Raw genomic sequence first — 18,322 nt, forward strand, 5'->3', positions numbered from 1 at the left:
GCACGTCGCGGCCGCCGATAGTGGCGAGGCAGCGCACCGATGCGCACGTCCTGTGCACCTTCCCAGGCACGCAAGGCCCTCGACGGAGAGGCAGGCTGATGGATCTCACCCCGCTCGACGAAAGACCCCCACGCACCCCGGACCAGCGGCGCAGACGACGGGCGGCCGTGGCCGCGATCGTCGCGCTGGCCGTGCCGTTCGGCGTCCTGACGGCCCAGGCCGCGGTACCGACGGCCGCCGACGACGACATCCGGCCGCAGGAGCCCGGCGTCACGCTGCGCGTCTTCGACGTCCAGTTCCCGCTCGTGGAGTACTGCACGCTCAAGCCGGGGCAGACCCCCAACGTCGACAAGATCATGCCGACGATCGACTGGACCACCGCCGCGGACTTCGGGCTCGGGGACCAGTTCGTCACCGAGGTCACCGGATACCTGAACGTCGCCACGGCAGGGACGTACGACTTCCGCATCACGAGCGACGACGGCGCCCGGCTCCTGCTCGACGACGAGCTCGTGGTCGACCACCCGGGCCGGCACGGCGCCACGTCCAAGGACGGGTCGATCGACCTCGAGGCGGGCTACCGCGCGCTGCACATCGACCACTTCGACGGCGCCTTCGACCAGCGGCTCAAGCTGGAGTGGCGGCCGCCGGGCTCGCAGGACTTCGTCCTCGTGCCGAACAGCGTCCTGAGCACCGACGCCGACGTCACGCGCGTCACGTCGCCCGGTCGCAAGTCCTGCGAGGGCATCACCGAGACCCCGGGCGACGGCCTGCCCCTCACCGAGGTGCACCCGGACTACACGCTGACCGACCTGCGCCCCGAGGGCTTCGAGCCCCAGGTGACGGGCATGGACTGGCTGCCCGACGGCCGTCTGGCCATCTCCTCGTGGGGCGGCGACCGGCTCACGGAGCTCGGCGAGGTGTACCTGATCGACCACGTGACCGGCGACGGCGGCGCGGACGAGGTGACCTACACGAAGGTCGCCGAGGGCCTGACGGAGCCGATGGGGATCAAGTACGTCGACGGCACGCTCTACGTGTCCGAGAAGGACGGCCTCACGGCGCTGGTCGACGAGGACGGCGACGAGGTCGCCGACGAGTACCGCACGATCGCGACGTGGCCGTTCGGCGGCAACTACCACGAGTTCGCGTTCGGCCTGCTGTACGAGGAGGGGTACTTCTACGTCACCACGGGCATCGCGATGGTGCCCGGCGGCAACTCGCTCGACCCGCAGCTCGCCGAGAACCGCGGATCGGTCATGAAGATCGACAAGGACACCGGCGAGGTCGAGTACGTCGCGGGCGGCCTGCGCACGCCGAACGGGCTCGGCTGGGGCGCCGACGGGGGCATGTACGTCACGGACAACCAGGGGGTGCGCATCCCGACGTCGAAGCTCGTGCGCGTCGAGGAGGGTGCGTTCTACAACCACTTCACCAACCCCGACGGCCCCTACGACGACCAGCCCGTCACCGAGCCGGTCCTGTGGATGCCCCACAGCGAGATCTCGAACTCGCCGAGCAACCCGGTCGTGCTGACCGAGGGCGTCTTCGCGGGGCAGATGGCGATCGGCGACGTGACGTACGGCGGCCTCCAGCGCGCCTACCTCGAGGACGTCGCGGGCCAGGAGCAGGGCGCCGTGTTCCGGATGACGCAGGGCCTCGAGTCCGGCGTCAGCCGCACGAGCGTCGGCCCCGACGGCGCGATCTACGTCGGCGGCATCGGCTGGTCGGGCAACTGGGGGCAGGCGGGCAAGCTCTCGTACGGCCTCCAGAAGCTCACCTACGACGACAACCACGCGTTCGACATGCTCGAGATGCGCGCCGTCGAGGGCGGGTTCGAGATCGAGTACACGCAGCCGCTGTCCGAGGAGACGGCGCAGGACCTCGCGTCGAAGTACACGGCCGCGCAGTGGCGCTACGTCGCGACCCCGCAGTACGGCGGCCCGAAGGTCGACGAGGAGGACCTCGACGTGACGGCCGCGACGCTGTCGGACGACGGGAAGACGGTGTCGCTCCAGATCGACGGGCTCAAGCCCGGTCGGGTCGTGAACGTCCACTCCCCGCGTCCCTTCGCGTCGGAGAGCGGCGCCGAGCTGTGGAGCACCGAGGCCTGGTACACGCTCACGCGCCTGCCGGACGGCTCGGTCGCGCCGCCGGTGTACGAGGCCGAGGCCGCCGACATCGGCGGTGGCGCCGGCTGGAACAGCAACCACGCCGGCTACTCGGGCTCCGGGTTCGTCGACCGCAACTGGGAGCCGGGTGCCCGCACGACGTTCGCGGTCCGCGCCGAGGAGGCCGGCCTGCACGACCTCGCGATCCGCTACGCCAACGGGCAGAACAGCGACCCGCAGCCGACGCCGAGGAACCTGAGCCTCTACGTCAACGGCGAGAAGCTCAAGCAGGTCTGGTTCGACAGCACGGTGAGCTGGGCGACGTGGGCGACCCAGGTCGAGACCGTGCCGCTGCGCGAGGGCGCGAACACCATCACGATCCAGCACGACGACGACGACATCGGTCACGTCAACCTCGACAGCCTCACCGTCACGCCGAACGAGCGGATCACCCTGTTCGACGGCACGGACCTCGACGCGTGGGCGGCGGTCAACGGCGGCGGTCCTGCGACGTGGCCGATCGCGGACGGCTCGTTCGAGTCCTTCGGCGGCGACATCCGGACGAAGGAGAAGTTCGACGACTTCCGGATGCACGTGGAGTGGTACCAGCCCGAGCACGCCCCCACGCAGACCGGCCAGGCCCGCGGCAACAGCGGCGTCTACATCCAGGAGCGCTACGAGGTCCAGGTGCTCGAGTCGTTCGGCATCGACCCGCCGAAGAACAACGACGCCGGCGCGATCTACCTCAAGAAGGCGCCGGACGTGAACGCCGCGACCCCGATGGGCACGTGGCAGACGTACGACCTCACGTTCCGGGGGGCACGCTTCGGGCCCGACGGCACCAAGACCGAGGACGCGCGCATCACGCTCGTGTGGAACGGGCAGCTCGTGCACGACGACGTCGCGGTCGACGGAAAGACCGGGAACGGCAAGGACGAGGGTCCGACGTCGGGGTACATCAAGCTGCAGGACCACGGCGACCCGGGCCTCAACCCGCGGTTCAGGAACGTCTGGATCGAGCGCCTCCCGAGCCAGGAGGAGCCCGCGCAGGAGGAGGTCGCGATCACCGCGACCGCCGAGGTCAGGTGTCTCGCGGGCACGCCGTACGTCGCGGTCCGCGCCGTCAACGACGACACCGTCCCCCTGGACGTCGCCGTCGACACGCCGTTCGGGTCGAAGACCTTCGCCGACGTCGCGCCCGGCAAGAGCGCCTACCAGGCGTTCCCGGTCCGTGACGCCGAACCGGCGGCAGGCTCCGTGACCGTCACCGCCCGTCCGTCCGACACCTCAGACGAGCGGGAGACCGTCACGGAACCGGAGCACGACCAGCCCGACTGCGGCTGAGGCTCCGTGAGCGGGCCCGGTCCGGCCTCGCCCCCAGGGGCGGGACCGGACCGGGCCCCTTTCTCTGCAAACGATTGTCGTAGTGCTCCCAGATCATCGAAGCGCTGCGATTGACGTAGGATGCAAACGTTCGCAACGACGCTTCAGGAGGATTCCGTGACGAGCACGGCCCACGCTGTCCCGACCACCGCGACGGCGTCGTGGTCCCTGCACCCCGACCGCGCGCTGCCCGCGGACCCGGTCCAGCGCCCGATCGCCCGTGAGGTCTACGCGGCGACGCGCGACCTGCCGATCGTGTCGATGCACGGCCACGTCGACGTCGCGCTGTTCGCCGACGACACGCCGTTCGGCAACCCCGCGGAGCTGTTCGTCACGCCCGACCACTACCTCGTGCGCATGCTCGTCGCCCAGAGCACGTCGCCGCACGGCGCGCCCGGCGTCCGGGGGGTCCAGGACCTCGGCGTCGCACCGGTCCCCGGCGCACCCGCCGGGACCGCACCGGCGGAGGCCGACCCTCGCGAGATCTGGCGCCGGTTCTGCGCCGGGTGGCGCCTGTTCCGCGGCACGCCGACGCGCTACTGGACGGAGCACGCGCTCGTCGAGGTGTTCGACGCACCCGTCCGCCCGTCGGCCGAGACCGCCGACGAGCTCTACGACCACCTCGTCGACCGCCTCGCCCGCCCGGAGTTCCGCCCGCGAGCCCTGTTCGAGCGGTTCGGGATCGAGATCCTCGCGACGACCGACCCCGCGCAGTCGCCGCTCGCCGACCACGCGCGCCTCGCGGCGGACGGCTGGGGCGAGCGGGTCGTGCCGACGTTCCGCCCGGACCCGCTCCTGCACGTCGACCGCACGGACTGGACGGAGCAGGTGCGCGCGCTCGGCGCCGCGGCGGGGGGCGACGTCGTCGACTACCGCTCGTACCTCGACGCTCTGCGCTCCCGGCGCGCCGCGTTCGTCGCCGCGGGCGCCCGCGCGACCGACCACGGCCACCTCCGCGCCGACACCACGCCCCTCGACGACGCGGACGCGGCCCGGATCCTCGACGCCGCGCTGCGGGGCGAGGTCACGACGGCGGAAGCGGACGCGTTCTCGGCGCACATGCTCTTCCAGATGGCCGCGATGTCCGCCGAGGACGGCCTCGTCATGCAGCTGCACCCGGGTGTGCTCCGCGACCACTGCGAGGGCGTCGCGCGCGCCTACGGCTCGGACAAGGGATACGACATCCCCGAGCAGACGGAGTACGTGCGCTCCCTGCGCCCCGTGCTCGAGGCCTTCGGCCACCACCCGGGGTTCCGGATGATCGCCTTCACCGTCGACGAGACGTCGTTCTCGCGCGAGCTCGCACCGCTCGCGGGCGTCTACCCCGCGCTGCGCCTCGGCGCGCCGTGGTGGTTCCTCGACACGCCCGAGGGCATGCGCCGCTTCCGCGAGGCGGCGACGGACTCCGCGGGCTTCTACAACACGAGCGGGTTCGTCGACGACACGCGCGCGTTCTGCTCGATCCCGGCCCGGCACGACCTCGCGCGGCGCATCGACGCCGGTCACCTCGCGCGCCTCGTCGCGGAGCACCGGCTCGACCTCGACGAGGCGCTGGAGACCGCCGTCGACCTGGCGTACCACCTGCCGAAGGCGTCGTACCCCGCGCTGCGGGCCTGACCGCCTCGTGCGGGCCGACCGTCCTGCGCCCGGGGTTCGACGGTCGCGTCAGGCGGATGTCTCGACGGCGGTCGCCGCGACCTCGGCCGGTTCCGCGACGAGGTCGAGCGCCACGACGCGCCCGTCGCGGACCGTGACCACGAGCACCGACCGCACCACGCCGCCCGGCGCGTAGACCGCGCCCCACGCGCCGTCGACGAGCGCGACCTGCGCCTGGCGGGCCCGGCCGACGAACGCCTGCGCGACGGCGTGGGCGCCGACGAGCTCCGGCTCGACCGCCGGGGCGCCGTGGGCGAGCGCGGCCCGCGCGGACTCGACGGCGGCGGGGTCGGCCCGCAGGACGACGTCCGGGTCGAGCAGCGTCAGCAGGCGCTCGAACCGGCCCTCGCGCGACGCCGCGAGGAACGCCTCGACCACCTCGCGCTCCCGGGCCGCGTCGGGCTCGGGGTCGCCGCCGCCCTGCACACGGCGCCGGGCGCGCGACGCGAGCTGGCGCGTCGCGGGCACCGACCTCCCCACGACGGTCGCGACGTCCTCGAACGGGACTGCGAAGAGGTCGTGCAGGACGAACGCGAGCCGCTCCGCCGGCGAGAGCGTGTCGAGCACGAGCAGGAGCGCCGCCCCGACGGCGTCCGCCTCCTCGGCCAGCGCCTCGGGCCCCGGACCCGGCGCGGCCCGGTCGAACGCACGTCCGCCGTCGGACCCCGGCACGTCCCAGGACGTCTCGCGGCGCGTGCCGCGCGAGCGCAGGAGGTCGAGGCAGATGCGCGACACGACGGTCGTGAGCCAGCCCTGCAGGTTCACGACGTCGCTCGTGTCCGAGCGCTGCAGCCGCAGCCACGCCTCCTGGACGGCGTCGTCGGCCTCCGCGGAGCTGCCCAGCACCCGGTACGCGACCGCGCGCAGGTGGGGGCGGAACTCCTCGAACACCTCGGTCAGTCGGTCCTGCTCCATGCGGCCATCCTCTCGTCGTCGCCACGTGTCGGGCCTGCCGACATGACGCGCGGGACGCCGGGAACGTGACAGGGAGGACGCGCCTCAGCGCACGGTCCCGCTCGCACGGTCCTCGACGCGCACGGGACCGAACGCGACGCGCGCACCGTCGGGGACGGCCCCCGTCGCCGACGTGCCGCCCGCGAACAGCGCGACCTCGGCCCCGATCCAGTGGCCCTCGACGGCCTCGAAGGGCGTGTCCACCGCGCGCCACGCGCGGTCTGCGCCGGCGCGCCACGCGAACGTGACCTTCCCGGTGTCGTCGGTCTCGAGCCGCAGGTCGACCGGCCCGTGCCCGGCGGGGAGGTCGACCGGTTCCATGAGCTCCGTCTCGGGCACGCGCAACGAGTCCTCGTCGCGGCGGCGCGCGACGACGCGCGACCGGCCGCCCGACCTCTCGACCCCGACCCACGCGTACGCGCGGCCCAGCACGAGCAGACCGGCGCGCAGGTCCGGCACGGCACCCGCCCGCCCGTCGGCACCTGCGCGCGCACCGCCGACAGCCTCACCGTCCGCGCCGCCGGCCCCGCCGTCGTCCGGACGGTCCACGTCGACGCTCGTCGTGATACGGCACGGGTAGCCCGGGAGCTGCTGGCCGAGGACGCCCGCGACGTCGCGCAGGGTGCCGAGGTCGTCCGGTGCGACGGCGAGGCGCAGCGTCCCGGCGGCGGTGACGGCGGTCGAGGCCGGCACGTTGCCCTGGAAGTGCCACTGCGGCCCGGGAGCCGAGCCGTCGAACAGGTCTGTGCGCCGCGGCTCGCCCTCGCCCCAGGCGACGTCCGGACCCACGGACGTCGCGGCGTCGGGCACCGCGTGCCGCAGGACGGGCTGCCCGCAGCGGGGGTCGTCCGCCGTCGGCTCGCCGATCACCGGCCAGCCGTCGTCGCCCCAGGTCATCGGCTGCAGGTGGACCACGCGCCCGAAGACGCCGCGGTCCTGGAAGTGCACGAACCAGTCCTCGCCGCCGGGCGTCGTGACCCAGGCGCCCTGGTGGGGACCGTTGACCGGGGTCTCTCCCTGGCGCAGCACGATCCGGTACTCGTAGGGCCCGAACGGCGAGTCGGCGCGGAAGACCGACTGCCACCCCGTCGCGACACCGCCCGCGGGCGCGAAGATCCAGTACGACCCGTCACGCTTGTACAGCTTCGGGCCCTCGAGCGTGCGGTACCCCGGGAGCAGGTCGCCGTCGACGACCGTCGCGCGGCGCCCGACCACGCGCGTGAGCCCCTCGTCCACCTCGACGAGCGTGAGCAGGTTCTTCTGCCCGCTGCGGCTCGCGGCCCAGCCGTGCACGAGGTAGGTGCGGCCGTCGTCGTCCCACAGCGGGCACGGGTCGATGAGACCGCGCCCCTCGAGCAGCAGGTGCGGCGCTGACCACTCCCCGAACGGGTCGCGCGTGCGCGTGACGAAGATGCCGTGGTCGGGGTCGGGGTGGACGACGACGTACTCGCCGTCGTGGTATCGGATGCTCGGCGCCCACACGCCCGAGCCGTGCCGGGGGCGGCGGTAGTGCTCGGCGGGCTCGACGCGGGGCGCCGCGTGGCTCGCGATCGTCCACGTCACGAGGTCCGTCGAGTGGAGGACCGGCAGCCCCGGGCTGCGGTTGAACGACGACGCGACGAGGAAGTAGTCCGGACCGACGCGGATCACGTCGGGGTCGGGCCAGTCGGCGTCGAGCACGGGGTTCGTGTAGGTGCGCATGCGTCGGTGAGGTCCTCGTCGTCGTTCCGTCGGTGCATCGATCCGTCTGCCACGGAGGGCACGGAAGGCACGGAAGCCGCGGCGCGAGCGCTCGCCCGGGAGCCGCGGGAAACCGATTACCCTCACCCTATCGTCCCGGTCCGGGACGTCCGCGCGCCGTCCGTCCGAGAGGTTCACCGTGCTCGACCTGACGCCCTTCGTCCGCGAGTCCGCCGCGCTCGGCGCGGCCCTGCACGCCGTCGAGGTCACCGTCGCCGGCGACCCCGTGGTCGTCGGCGCGAGCCCGTTCACCGGCCCCGACGTCCCGCAGCGGCAGTACTCGGTGAGCAAGACCGTGACCGGGATCGCCGTCGGCCTGCTGGCCGCCGAGGGCGGGCTGCGCCTCGAGGACGGCGTCAGCACGTACTTCCCCGAGCAGGGCGAGTGTCACCCCTGGGTCGCACGGACCACCGTCCGCGACCTCCTGACGATGCGCGGGCCGCACGCCTCCACGACCTACAAGCTCTCCGAGGGGTCGTGGCTCTCGTCGTGGTTCACCGTGCCGCCCACGCACCCGCCGGGCTCGCTGTTCACCTATGACACGAGCGGTTCGTACGTGCTCGCCGCGCTCGTGGAGAGGCTCGCCGGCACGACGCTCGCGGAGTACCTGCGCCCGCGCCTGCTCGACCCCCTCGGGGTCTCCCCCGACCTGCGGTTCCTCACCGGGCCGGACGACGTGAGCCACGGCGGGTCCGGGCTCGTGTGCCGCCCGCACGACCTCACGCTGCTCGCGCGCCTGCTCCTCGACGACGGCGTGCACGACGGCGCGAGCCTCCTCCCGCGGGAGTTCGTCCGCGAAGCCACGACCGCCCACGCCGACACGTCGGCGGTGACGTGGGGGGCGCCGTTCCGCGGCGGCTACGGGTACCAGCTCTGGGTCCCCGAGCGCGGCGGCTTCCTCGCGTTCGGGCTCGGGGGCCAGATCGTCCACGGGCTGCCGGAGCGCGACCTCACGGTCGTCGTCACGGCCGACGCGCAGGCGTGCCAGAGCGGCGACCAGCGCCTCCTCGACCTCGTCCTGCGCCACCTCGTCGACCCGTTCCTCGAGCCGCCCGCCGACATCGCCCCCCACCTCCCGGGCGCGCCGCCGCACAGCCCGACGCCTGACGCCCTCGCCTGGCCGATGCCGCGTCACGACGACGCGCACGCCGTCCCCGCGCGCGGCCGGCACGTCGCCGTCGCGCCGGGCACGTGGCCCCACGACCTGGAGCTCGACCTCGGCGCCCGCGCCGGCGTCGTCGCCTCCCGCACGGGCGGCTGGCGCCTGGAGTACGACGTCGACGCCCCGCGGCGCCAGGTGCTCGGCTCCGCGGGGCGGTCGGTCGTGACGGCGGGCTGGTCCGCGCCGCGCGCGCTCGACGTCGAGTGCCGGGTGCTCGACGACGAGCTCGCCGTCGTGCGCCTGCGGCTGGTCGTGGACGTCGACGGCACGGTCGCCGTCCGAGGTCAGGGGTTCGGGGAGACCCTCGACCCGCGCTGGTCGTCCGTCGGGGCGTTCAGCCCTTCACGGAGCCGATGAGCGCGCCCTTGACGAAGTACTTCTGCAGCACCGGGTAGAGGATCAGCATCGGCAGCGTCGCGACCACGATCACGGCCATCTTGATCGACTGCGCCGGCGGCACCACCTCGACCGCGCCCGCGTCGGCGTTCATGCCGCTCGACACCAGGACGATCTGGCGCAGGAGCACCTGGATCGGCCACAGGTCCGAGGAGTTGATGTAGAGGATCGCGGACTGGTACGTGTTCCAGTACGACACGGCGTAGAACAGGCCGATCGTGGCGATCGACGCGAGCGACAGCGGCAGGACGATCCGCAGGAACACCCCGAGGTCGGAGCACCCGTCGATGCGCGCGGCCTCCTCGAGGCTGTCGGGGATCGCCTGGAAGAAGCTGCGCATGATGACGAAGTTGAACGCGTTGATCGCGACCGGGAGGATCAGCGACCACAGCGAGTCGATGAGCCCGAGCTCCTTGACGACGATGAACGTCGGGATCATGCCGCCGCTGAAGAGCATCGTGAACACGACGAGGAAGTTCAGCACGCGCCGCCCGCGCAGGTACCGCTTCGACAGCCCGTACGCCATGAGCGACGTGAGCACGAGGCTGACGAACGTCCCGACGACGGTCACGAACACCGAGACGCCCATGGCCCGGAAGATCGTCGGCGTCGACAGGATGTACCGGTACGCGTCGAGCGTGAAGGCCTCCGGCACGATGATGAACGGGCGGCGGGTGAGCTCCCCCGGCGTCGCGAACGAGCTGCCGATGATGTTGAGGAACGGCAGCAGGCAGATCGCGGCGAACCCGCCGAGCACCAGGACGTTGACCACCTGGAAGGCCCGCCGGCCCGCCGTCGGCCGACGGCGCCGACCCGACCTGCTCGTGACGACCTTCGTCGCTGTCGTGCTCATCGTCGTACTCCCATGCTCTGCGCAGCGACGCTGCTCTTCTGGCCGCTGCTGGTCTGGATGCTCCTGGTCCGGTGCACGGAGGTGCGACCGGCGCCGCCGCCGGTCCGGCCCGTCCCCCGCGGCTCCTCGCGCGGGACCTGCCGCACCACGAACAGCGCGGCCGCGGCGAGGAAGAAGAACGCGACGGGGTAGAGGATCAGCTGGCTCCCGACGAGGCACACGAGGCCCGCGACGAGGAACAGCACCCCGGCGGCCCGTCCCCGGGGCCGGGACCGCGCGAGGACGATGCCCGGGACCGCGGTCGCGAGGACCGCGACGAGCGTGAAGCCGAACCAGGCGGCGAGCGTCCGGGCGGCCTCGTAGGCGTCGGCCTCGGCGACGGCGATCCCCGCGTCCGTCATCGCGGGGTGCACGTCCCGGAGGAAGGCCTGCTCGTCCACGCCGTTCACGACCCCGGCGAACCCGCCGAGGAACAGCAGGCTGAGGGCGAGGCCCAGCCCGGCGAGCACGATCTCCCAGGTCCGGCGCACCGCTACCCGCTCAGTCGACGTACGCACCGTTGATCCTCACGTCGCGGTACCGCACGTCGTCGCCGGGTTCGGTGGTGACGCCGGGGCCCTCGCACCCGTCGACGCGGACTCCCGAGAGCGCGAGGCCCGCGGCGAACGCGACGACCAGTCCGGCCCGCGCGACGTCGTCCACGTCCGCCGCCATCGCCGGGGCACCCGGGACCGCGTCGGGGGCGAACGAGATCGCGACGTCCTCGAGCGTGACGTCGGCGACCGGCTGCTCGGGCAGACCACGCACGTACGCGGCCGCGGCGTGCACGTTGCGCGCCGTGACGTGCGCGAGGTGGATGCGGCGGAAGAGCGGCGTCGTGGCGTCGACGGGCTGCGGCGACCGGTCGGCGACCACGGGGTCCTTGCCGCCGGGACCGCAGAAGTAGGCGGTGTTGAGGACGAACGGGCACAGGACGCCGTCCATGACGACGTTCGACACCCGGACGTCCTCGACGACTCCCCCACGGCCGCGCCGCGACTTGACGCGGATGCCGCGGTCGGTGCCCTGGAAGACGCAGCCGGTGATGACGACGTTGCGCACGCCGCCGCTCATCTCGGAGCCGATGACGACGCCGCCGTGCCCGTGCACCATCGTGCAGCCGGTGATCGTGATGTTCTCGCACGGGACGCGCTCGGCCGTGGCCTCCGTGCCCGCCTTGATCGCGATGCAGTCGTCGCCGACGTCGATGTGGCAGTCGCTGATCCGCACGTTGCGGCACGACTCGGGGTCGATGCCGTCGGTGTTCGGCGAGTCCGCGGGGTTGAGGATCCGGACGTTCGAGATCGTCACGTCCTCGCACAGCAGCGGGTGCACGGTCCAGCTCGGGGAGTCGCGCAGCGTCACGTCGCGGATCGTCACGCGCCGGCACTCGTGCAGCCCCACGAGCGTGGGACGCGGGTGGGCGAGGGAGGCACGGTCGCGGCGGAAGGCGTCCCACCACGGCCGCCCCCCGCCGTCGACCGTGCCGAACCCGGTGATCGCGACGTCCGTCTCGCCGTGCGCGTAGAGGCACGGCGAGTAGATGCGCGCGGGCGCACCCTCCCACCGGGCGTCGACGACCGGGTAGAGGTCCCGGTCGTCGACGAACGCGAGCACCGACCCCGACTCGAGGTGGAGCTCGACGTGCGAGCGCAGCCGCAGCGCGCCCGTCTGCCAGCGACCGGCGGGGACGACCACCCTCCCGCCCCCGGCCGACGCCGCGGCGTCGATCGCGGACTGGATCGCCTCGGTCACGAGGGTTCCCGGCTCGGCGCCGAGGTCTCGGATGTCGTGCGTGGACAACGTGGTCTCCTGTCGGTGCTGGTGCTGTCGCCGGGAGGGCACCGCGGTGCCCTCCCGGCGATGTCGTGCGAGGCTGGGTCAGCCGTGCGTCAGCCCTGGGTCTCGGCGTACGCGGCGGTGAGCTCCTCGATCACCGCGTCGACGCCCTGGCCGCGTAGGCCCTCGACGACGTCCTCGAAGCCCGCCATGTCGATCTGGCCGGTGATGTACTGGTTGTAGGCGTCCATGACCTGCTGGTCGATGAGCGACCACTGCGCGTTGTACGTCTCGGACGTCAGGGCCTGCGCCGGGTTGGCGACCATGAACTCGTCGTTCTCCTTCATGAGCTCGTTGGCGAGGTTCGTGTAGGGGTTCGAGGACTTGAACGCCTTGACGACCTCGGACGGGCGCGACGAGCCGAACGGCTGCACCTCCTGCTCCCACACGGCCTCGTCGAGGATCGTGACCACACCGTCGGCGTCGAGCTCGTAGTGCGTGCCCTCGATGCCGTTGGTCATGAGGTCGAACGCCTCCTCGTCCATGAGGTCGTTGATGAAGCCGAGGACGACCTTGAGGTCCGCCTCCGTCTCGACGCTCGACTTCGGGATCGCGAGCCAGCCGCCCATGCCGCCGTTGGTGTCGGTGAGGATGCGGCGCGGGACGTCCTCGAACGTCATGTCGTTGATCAGCGCCCACTCCTGCGGCGTGCTCGGGTCGGCGGCGCGAGCGGCCTCCTGGAAGTTCTTCGCCTCGAACAGGCCGCTGACGACGATGCCGCCCTTGCCCTGGGCGATGCCGTCCTTCTGGACCTGCTTCTGCACGGTGACGAACTCCTGGTTCACCCACCCGTTCTCGTAGACGCCGCGGTACCACTCCATGGCGTCCTTGAACTCGTCCGTGGTGAAGCTGGGGACGACCTCGTCGTCCTCGGTGACCGAGAAGTACTGCCCGGCGCCGAAGTAGCCCGCGAGCGAGCGGAACCCGACCGCGTAGGACTCCTCGCGGTCGTAGAAGCCGACCGTGTCGGCGACGCCGTTGCCGTCGGGGTCGTTCTCGGTGAACGCCTTCGCGACCTCGGTGAGGTCCTCGATCGTGTGCGGGACCTCGAGGCCGAGGTTGTCGAGCCAGTCCTGGCGCACGAGGACGCCGTAGCGCGCCTGCGGCTTCTGGTACGGGACGCCGTAGAGCCCGCCGTCGACCCGGGCGACGTCGATCGTCGTCTCGGGGATCTCGGCGAGGTTCGGGAACTCCGCGAGGTACTCCTCGACCTCCCAGAACTGTCCTTGCGACATCGCCTGGCGGACGGTCGTGTTGTTGATGCTCGTGAGCGAGACGACGTCGGCGAGCGAGTCGGAGGCGAGCGCCGCGTTGATCTTCTCGTCGCGCGAGGCGTCGGGGACCCACTGGAACTCGATCGACAGCCCCGTGTGCTCCTCGAGGGCGGCCTCGACGACGCCGTCCGTCTCCGGGGTGGTCGCCGTGTGCAGCATCGTCATCCACGAGATGCTGTCCTTGGTGCTCGCCTCGGCGTCCTGCTCGGCCTCGCCGTCGCCGCACGCCGTGAGCGCGAGCGCGATCACCGCGGACGCCGCCATGGTGGCTCCGAACCTGGTCTTCCTCATGCTGGGTCTTCCTCTCGTGACAGGCGACGAACCACGCGCGCCCTTGCTGCTGTGGTGATGAGGTCGCCGGAGGCGCTGACGCCTGCCGGCACGGCACCTGGCTCCGGCGCCAGGTGCGTGGTGCGTGCGACGGGGGTCTCCCCGTCGAGGTCCCGGTAGACGACCCGGGTGACGAACCCGACCACGGCGGCCGGGAGAGCTGCCCCCAGCAGCCCGAGGACCGGGAGGGCGTACTGGGACAGGAGGTACCCCGCCCCGAGCACCGCGGTGCCGCCGAGGACGGTCCAGTGCAGCGAGCCGAAGCCGAGCATCAGCGACGCCGCGACCGTCTCGCGCAGCGTGCGCAGGTCCAGCGCCGCCATGACCGAGAACACGTAGAAGAGCGAGACGGCGTAGACGACGAGGGCGACGACGTTGAGCATCTGGACGTACCAGCTCGTGCCCCCGAAGACGTTCGTGAGGATCACGGCGCCGGCGGCGAGGTAGATCCAGCTCACGACCACCGAGCGCCCGTACTGCTCGCGCACGGCGGCGAAGAACGTGCGCGTGAGGGGCGGTTCCTCGCCGAGGCGGAACCACCGGTCCACGTACCGGGCGAGGGCGTAGGACGCGGGCCCGACGCCGAGCACCCCCAGGCCGAGCACCGTGGTGACGAGCCAGAGAAGGTTCAGGTAGACGAGCTTGTAGGCGCCCGTCAGGACCGTGTTGACGCGGACGAAGCCCTCGAAGGAGAACACGGCGGTGCCGTTCCACCGACGGCCGGGGCCGTCAGTAGACCCCTTCTTCGCCGAGGCGCTTCGCGAGCTTGTTGGCGGCCACCACGAGCAGGAGCCCCACGAGGCCCTTGAACAGGCCGACCGCCGTCGCGTAGCTGAACTGCCCGTTGACGATGCCCGTCGTGTACACGTAGGTGTCGAAGATGTCGGCGACCTCGCGGTTGAGCGAGTTCATCACGAGGAACATGTGCTCGAAGCCGAGCTCCATGATGTCGCCGATGCTCAGGATGAGCATGACGATGATCGTGGGCCGGATCGCGGGCAGCGTGATGTGCCAGGTCTGGCGCAGCCGACCGGCCCCGTCGAGCTCGGACGCCTCGTAGAGCTGCTCGTCCACCGCGGTGATGGCCGCGAGGTAGACGATCGTGCCCCACCCCGCGCCGCGCCAGATCTCCTGGAACACGTACAGCGGGCGCAGCCAGTCCGGGTCGGTGAGGAACGGCACCGGCTCGAAGCCCATCGAGACGATGACGTTGTTGATGCTGCCGCCGTCGATCGTGAGCATGACGTAGAAGATCGAGACGATGATGACCCACGACATGAAGTGGGGCAGGTAGACGATCGTCTGCACGCTCTTCTTGAGGAACGTGGTGCGCACCTCGTTGAGCAGCAGCGCGAGCACGATCGGCATGGGGAACGCGAACAGCAGGAGCAGCCCGGAGATCACGAGCGTGTTGCGCAGCAGGACGAAGAACGTGTCCTCCGTGAAGAGGCGCACGAAGTGCTCGAACCCGACCCACTCGCTCCCCGTGAACCCGAGGAACGGCTGGTAGTTCTGGAAGGCGATTACCAGGCCGCCCATGGGGACGTACTTGAACACCAGGAAGTACAGGACCCCGGGAAGGATCATCAGGTACAGCGCCCGGTGCTTCCAGAAGCCGCCGCCCGGGTGCTTGCGCTGCGTCACCGCGGGGGGAAGCGTGTCCGTCCGCTCGGCACGCCCCCGCGGGCGCACGGGGGTCGCGACGCTCACGCGAGCTCCCCCCGTCGCGGGTCGCGGGCGGTCGCCGACAGGCGGTGAGCGCGGGGCTCACCGACCGTCGTCACCATCGTCGTCGCCGGCATCGGCATCCTCATCTCTTCCTCGAGCGTGGTGCCCGGCAGCCGCGACATCCTCGGCGGGTAACCGGTTTCCCGCACGCAAGTTAGCAGCCCCGGGCGCCAGCACCAAACGGCGTCCGCGGGCGAGGGGGACGCGCCGACGACGCGCCGACGGAGGTCAGGCGTTCGGGTCCGCGTCCGCCCAGGTGAGCCGCGAGGCGGGTACGTCCTCGTCGAGCCGCCCGACGTCGTCGGGCCCCAGCACGCCCACCTCGACGAGCCCGGACGCGACGAGGCGCGCGACGGCGGCGGCCCCGAGCGGGCTCAAGTGGGTGTCGTCGCGCCGCCCGTCGGGCGTGTGGAGGAAGTACCGGCGCGTCTCGTCCGGGCCGAGCTGTTGCCACAGCGCGAGGGAGCCCGCCTGCACGTCGACCAGCGGGACGCCCTCCCGGCGCGCGAGCTCCCGCATCGCCGCGGGGTACTCCCCGTGGGTCGCGACCGCTCGGCCCGCGGCGTCGAACGAGCGCCGCTCGACGGACGTCGCCAGCACCGGGTGCGCCCCGTGGCGTCGCGCTACCTCGAGATGGGCCCTCAGCGACTCCTGGTACGTGGTCCAGGGCTCGGTGTAACGCACCGGGTCCTCGGCCTTCGCGTCGTTGTGCCCGAACTGGACGAGGAGCAGGTCGCCCTCGCGCAGCGCCGCGTCGACCAGGTCGAGGTGGCCGAGGCTGATGAAGGACGCGCTGCTGCGACCGTTGCGCGCGTGGTTCACGACCTCGAGCCCGGGGACGTAGAACGGCAGAGCCATTCCCCAGCCCGTCTCCGGTGCGGCAGCCACGCCCTTCGGCGCGGCGGTCGAGTCACCGGCGATGTGGAGGGCGCGTGCCCGGTCGTCCCTGGTGGTGCGCATGGTGCCGATCGTCCTCTCGATGGGTAAGCGGTTGCCGGAGCCTAGACCATCCACCGTGCCGCCTGTCGGGATCCGCCGGTGCGCGGCCTGGCAACCTCCGGAACAGCTATACCCCCACGAACCGGACGGGCACCGCTCGCCGATAAAACGGTATCGATAACGGTTGCCACGAGAACAGGATGTGACTAGCGTCACTCGCGCACTGCGTTTCGCGCCGGTGGGCCAACGGTGGTCCACCCGGGAGAGAAGGGATCGACGATGACCCGAGCACTACCCCCGCGCAGAAGGAACGGTCGACACCGAGCCGCCCTCGCAGCACTCATGGCCGTGGCGATGGCCGCCGGCCTGGGTGTCGGCACCGCCCAGGCGGACGGCTCCACCCTCGAGGCGGCGGCCGCCGAGTCCGGCCGCTACTTCGGCACGGCCCTCGCCGCAGGACGACTGTCAGACTCGACGTACTCGACCATCGCGAACCGCGAGTTCGACATGATCACGGCCGAGAACGAGATGAAGATGGACGCGACCGAGCCGTCGCAGAACCGGTTCAGCTACACCCAGGGCGACCAGATCGTGAACTGGGCCACCAGCCGCGGCAAGCAGGTCCGGGGGCACGCCCTCGCCTGGCACTCGCAGCAACCGGGCTGGATGCAGAACATGTCGGGCTCCGCGCTCCGGCAGGCGATGCTCAACCACGTCACGCAGGTCGCCACCCACTACCGCGGCAAGATCTACGCGTGGGACGTCGTCAACGAGGCGTTCGCCGACGGCGGCTCCGGCGCACGACGGGACTCGAACCTGCAGCGCACCGGGAACGACTGGATCGAGGCCGCGTTCCGCGCCGCCCGCGCCGCGGACCCGGGCGCGAAGCTCTGCTACAACGACTACAACACCGACAACTGGAACCACGCGAAGACCCAGGCCGTGTACGCCATGGTCCGCGACTTCAAGGCGCGGGGCGTGCCCATCGACTGCGTCGGTTTCCAGGCCCACTTCAACTCGGGCAACCCGGTGCCGAGCAACTACCACACCACCCTGCAGAACTTCGCCGACCTGGGCGTCGACGTGCAGATCACCGAGCTCGACATCGAGGGCTCCGGGCAGTCGCAGGCGGAGCAGTACCGCGGCGTGGTCCAGGCCTGCATGGCCGTGTCCCGCTGCACCGGCATCACCGTGTGGGGCGTGCGTGACACGGACTCGTGGCGCGCGTCCGGCACGCCGCTGCTCTTCGACGGCAACGGCACCAAGAAGGCCGCCTACACCGCCGTGCTCGACCAGCTCAACAGCGGCGACGGCAACTCCGGCAACCCGGGGAACCCGGGTGACGGGTCCTGCACCGTGACCGTGACGCGAGGCGGGTCGTGGGGCGACCGCTTCAACACCACCTTCCAGGTGTCCGGCGCGTCCGACTGGGTCGTGACCGTCAGCACCGGGAGCGGCCAGAGCCTCCAGAGCTCCTGGAACGCCTCGGTCGCCGGCACGAGCGGCACCCTCACCGCCACACCGAACGGCAACGGCGACGCGTTCGGCATCACGCTGTACTCCAACGGCAACACCACCCTGCCGACGGCAACCTGCTCGTCGGCCTCCGGCGGGGGCGGCGGCGAGAGCTGCACCGTGACGGTCGCCCCGGGCGACTCCTGGGGCGACCGGTTCAACACCACCTTCCAGGTGTCCGGCGCGTCCGACTGGGTCGTGACCATCCGGACCGGTGCGGGCCAGAGCCTCCAGAGCTCCTGGAACGCCTCGGTCGCCGGCACGAGCGGCACCCTCACCGCCACACCGAACGGCAACGGCGACGCGTTCGGCATCACGCTGTACTCCAACGGCAACACCACCCTGCCGACAGCGACCTGCTCGACCTGACCCTCACGCCGCCGGGGCGGCGGGCCCCCACAGG

Annotated in this window: 13 protein-coding genes; 4 read left to right on the forward strand and 9 right to left on the reverse strand. The window is 71.8% G+C overall.

Features of this window, described 5'->3' with window-relative positions; genetic code table 11:
- The first annotated feature begins 167 nt into the window (after positions 1-167).
- Both NFS20_RS13710 and uxaC read left to right on the forward strand, forming a co-directional pair.
- Complete coding sequence (locus NFS20_RS13710; protein ID WP_251152359.1) at positions 168-3,455, forward strand: 3-keto-alpha-glucoside-1,2-lyase-like domain-containing protein; 3,288 nt, start codon at positions 168-170, stop codon at positions 3,453-3,455.
- A 156-nt stretch (positions 3,456-3,611) separates the two neighbouring features.
- Entirely contained in the window at positions 3,612-5,111 is a 1,500-nt protein-coding gene (gene uxaC, locus NFS20_RS13715) for a glucuronate isomerase (protein WP_251152360.1), read from the forward strand.
- 48 nt (positions 5,112-5,159) lie between these two features.
- Here the strand turns inward: uxaC and NFS20_RS13720 are convergent, their stop codons facing one another.
- On the reverse strand, positions 5,160-6,065 hold the full coding sequence (locus NFS20_RS13720) for a sigma-70 family RNA polymerase sigma factor (protein ID WP_251152361.1): 906 nt from the start codon (positions 6,063-6,065) through the stop codon (positions 5,160-5,162).
- An 84-nt stretch (positions 6,066-6,149) separates the two neighbouring features.
- Positions 6,150-7,805, reverse strand: coding sequence for a glycoside hydrolase family 43 protein (locus NFS20_RS13725; protein ID WP_251152362.1), 1,656 nt, complete (start codon positions 7,803-7,805; stop codon positions 6,150-6,152).
- A 178-nt stretch (positions 7,806-7,983) separates the two neighbouring features.
- Between NFS20_RS13725 and NFS20_RS13730 the strand changes: the two genes are divergently transcribed.
- On the forward strand, positions 7,984-9,363 hold the full coding sequence (locus NFS20_RS13730) for a serine hydrolase domain-containing protein (RefSeq protein ID WP_251152363.1): 1,380 nt from the start codon (positions 7,984-7,986) through the stop codon (positions 9,361-9,363).
- Here the strand turns inward: NFS20_RS13730 and NFS20_RS13735 are convergent.
- From NFS20_RS13735 to NFS20_RS13765, 7 genes are all read right to left on the reverse strand, one after another.
- The gene (locus NFS20_RS13735) at positions 9,341-10,255 is read right to left on the reverse strand and encodes a carbohydrate ABC transporter permease (protein WP_251152364.1); all 915 of its coding nucleotides are present in this window, start codon (positions 10,253-10,255) and stop codon (positions 9,341-9,343) included. The two genes, NFS20_RS13730 and NFS20_RS13735, sit on opposite strands and share 23 nt — an antisense overlap.
- Positions 10,252-10,812 (reverse strand): hypothetical protein, encoded by a 561-nt coding sequence (locus NFS20_RS13740; RefSeq protein ID WP_251152365.1) that lies wholly within the window; start codon positions 10,810-10,812, stop codon positions 10,252-10,254. The genes NFS20_RS13735 and NFS20_RS13740 overlap by 4 nt, the downstream gene beginning before the upstream one ends.
- Positions 10,796-12,097 carry a glycoside hydrolase family 28 protein gene (locus NFS20_RS13745; protein WP_251152366.1) on the reverse strand — a complete coding sequence of 434 codons (1,302 nt, stop codon included), beginning with the start codon at positions 12,095-12,097 and terminating at the stop codon, positions 10,796-10,798. The genes NFS20_RS13740 and NFS20_RS13745 overlap by 17 nt, the downstream gene beginning before the upstream one ends.
- A gap of 89 nt (positions 12,098-12,186) precedes the next feature.
- Positions 12,187-13,698: an extracellular solute-binding protein gene (locus NFS20_RS13750; RefSeq protein WP_251152367.1), complete on the reverse strand. Its 1,512-nt coding sequence runs from the start codon at positions 13,696-13,698 to the stop codon at positions 12,187-12,189.
- On the reverse strand, positions 13,695-14,435 hold the full coding sequence (locus tag NFS20_RS13755) for a YesL family protein (protein WP_251152368.1): 741 nt from the start codon (positions 14,433-14,435) through the stop codon (positions 13,695-13,697). The genes NFS20_RS13750 and NFS20_RS13755 overlap by 4 nt, the downstream gene beginning before the upstream one ends.
- Before the next feature lie 31 nt (positions 14,436-14,466).
- Entirely contained in the window at positions 14,467-15,447 is a 981-nt protein-coding gene (locus NFS20_RS13760; RefSeq protein WP_285821136.1) for an ABC transporter permease, read from the reverse strand.
- Positions 15,448-15,693: 246 nt separating this feature from the next.
- Entirely contained in the window at positions 15,694-16,425 is a 732-nt protein-coding gene (locus NFS20_RS13765) for a rhamnogalacturonan acetylesterase (RefSeq protein ID WP_251152369.1), read from the reverse strand.
- A 321-nt stretch (positions 16,426-16,746) separates the two neighbouring features.
- Between NFS20_RS13765 and NFS20_RS13770 the strand changes: the two genes are divergently transcribed.
- Positions 16,747-18,288 (forward strand): glycoside hydrolase family 10 protein, encoded by a 1,542-nt coding sequence (locus tag NFS20_RS13770; protein WP_251152370.1) that lies wholly within the window; start codon positions 16,747-16,749, stop codon positions 18,286-18,288.
- Positions 18,289-18,322: the final 34 nt, after the last annotated feature.

The organism is Cellulosimicrobium sp. Marseille-Q4280, assembly GCF_943181405.1.
GTDB lineage: Bacteria > Actinomycetota > Actinomycetes > Actinomycetales > Cellulomonadaceae > Cellulosimicrobium.

What these genes read in the sequence shown, in the direction of transcription:
- NFS20_RS13750 (WP_251152367.1), bottom strand. Translation starts at nt 13,698, where the DNA reads ATGAGGAAGACCAGGTTCGGAGCCACCATGGCGGCGTCCGCGGTGATC.
- NFS20_RS13725 (WP_251152362.1), bottom strand. Translation starts at nt 7,805, where the DNA reads ATGCGCACCTACACGAACCCCGTGCTCGACGCCGACTGGCCCGACCCC.
- NFS20_RS13770 (WP_251152370.1), top strand. Translation starts at nt 16,747, where the DNA reads ATGGCCGTGGCGATGGCCGCCGGCCTGGGTGTCGGCACCGCCCAGGCG.
- NFS20_RS13720 (WP_251152361.1), bottom strand. Translation starts at nt 6,065, where the DNA reads ATGGAGCAGGACCGACTGACCGAGGTGTTCGAGGAGTTCCGCCCCCAC.
- NFS20_RS13765 (WP_251152369.1), bottom strand. Translation starts at nt 16,425, where the DNA reads ATGCGCACCACCAGGGACGACCGGGCACGCGCCCTCCACATCGCCGGT.
- NFS20_RS13735 (WP_251152364.1), bottom strand. Translation starts at nt 10,255, where the DNA reads ATGAGCACGACAGCGACGAAGGTCGTCACGAGCAGGTCGGGTCGGCGC.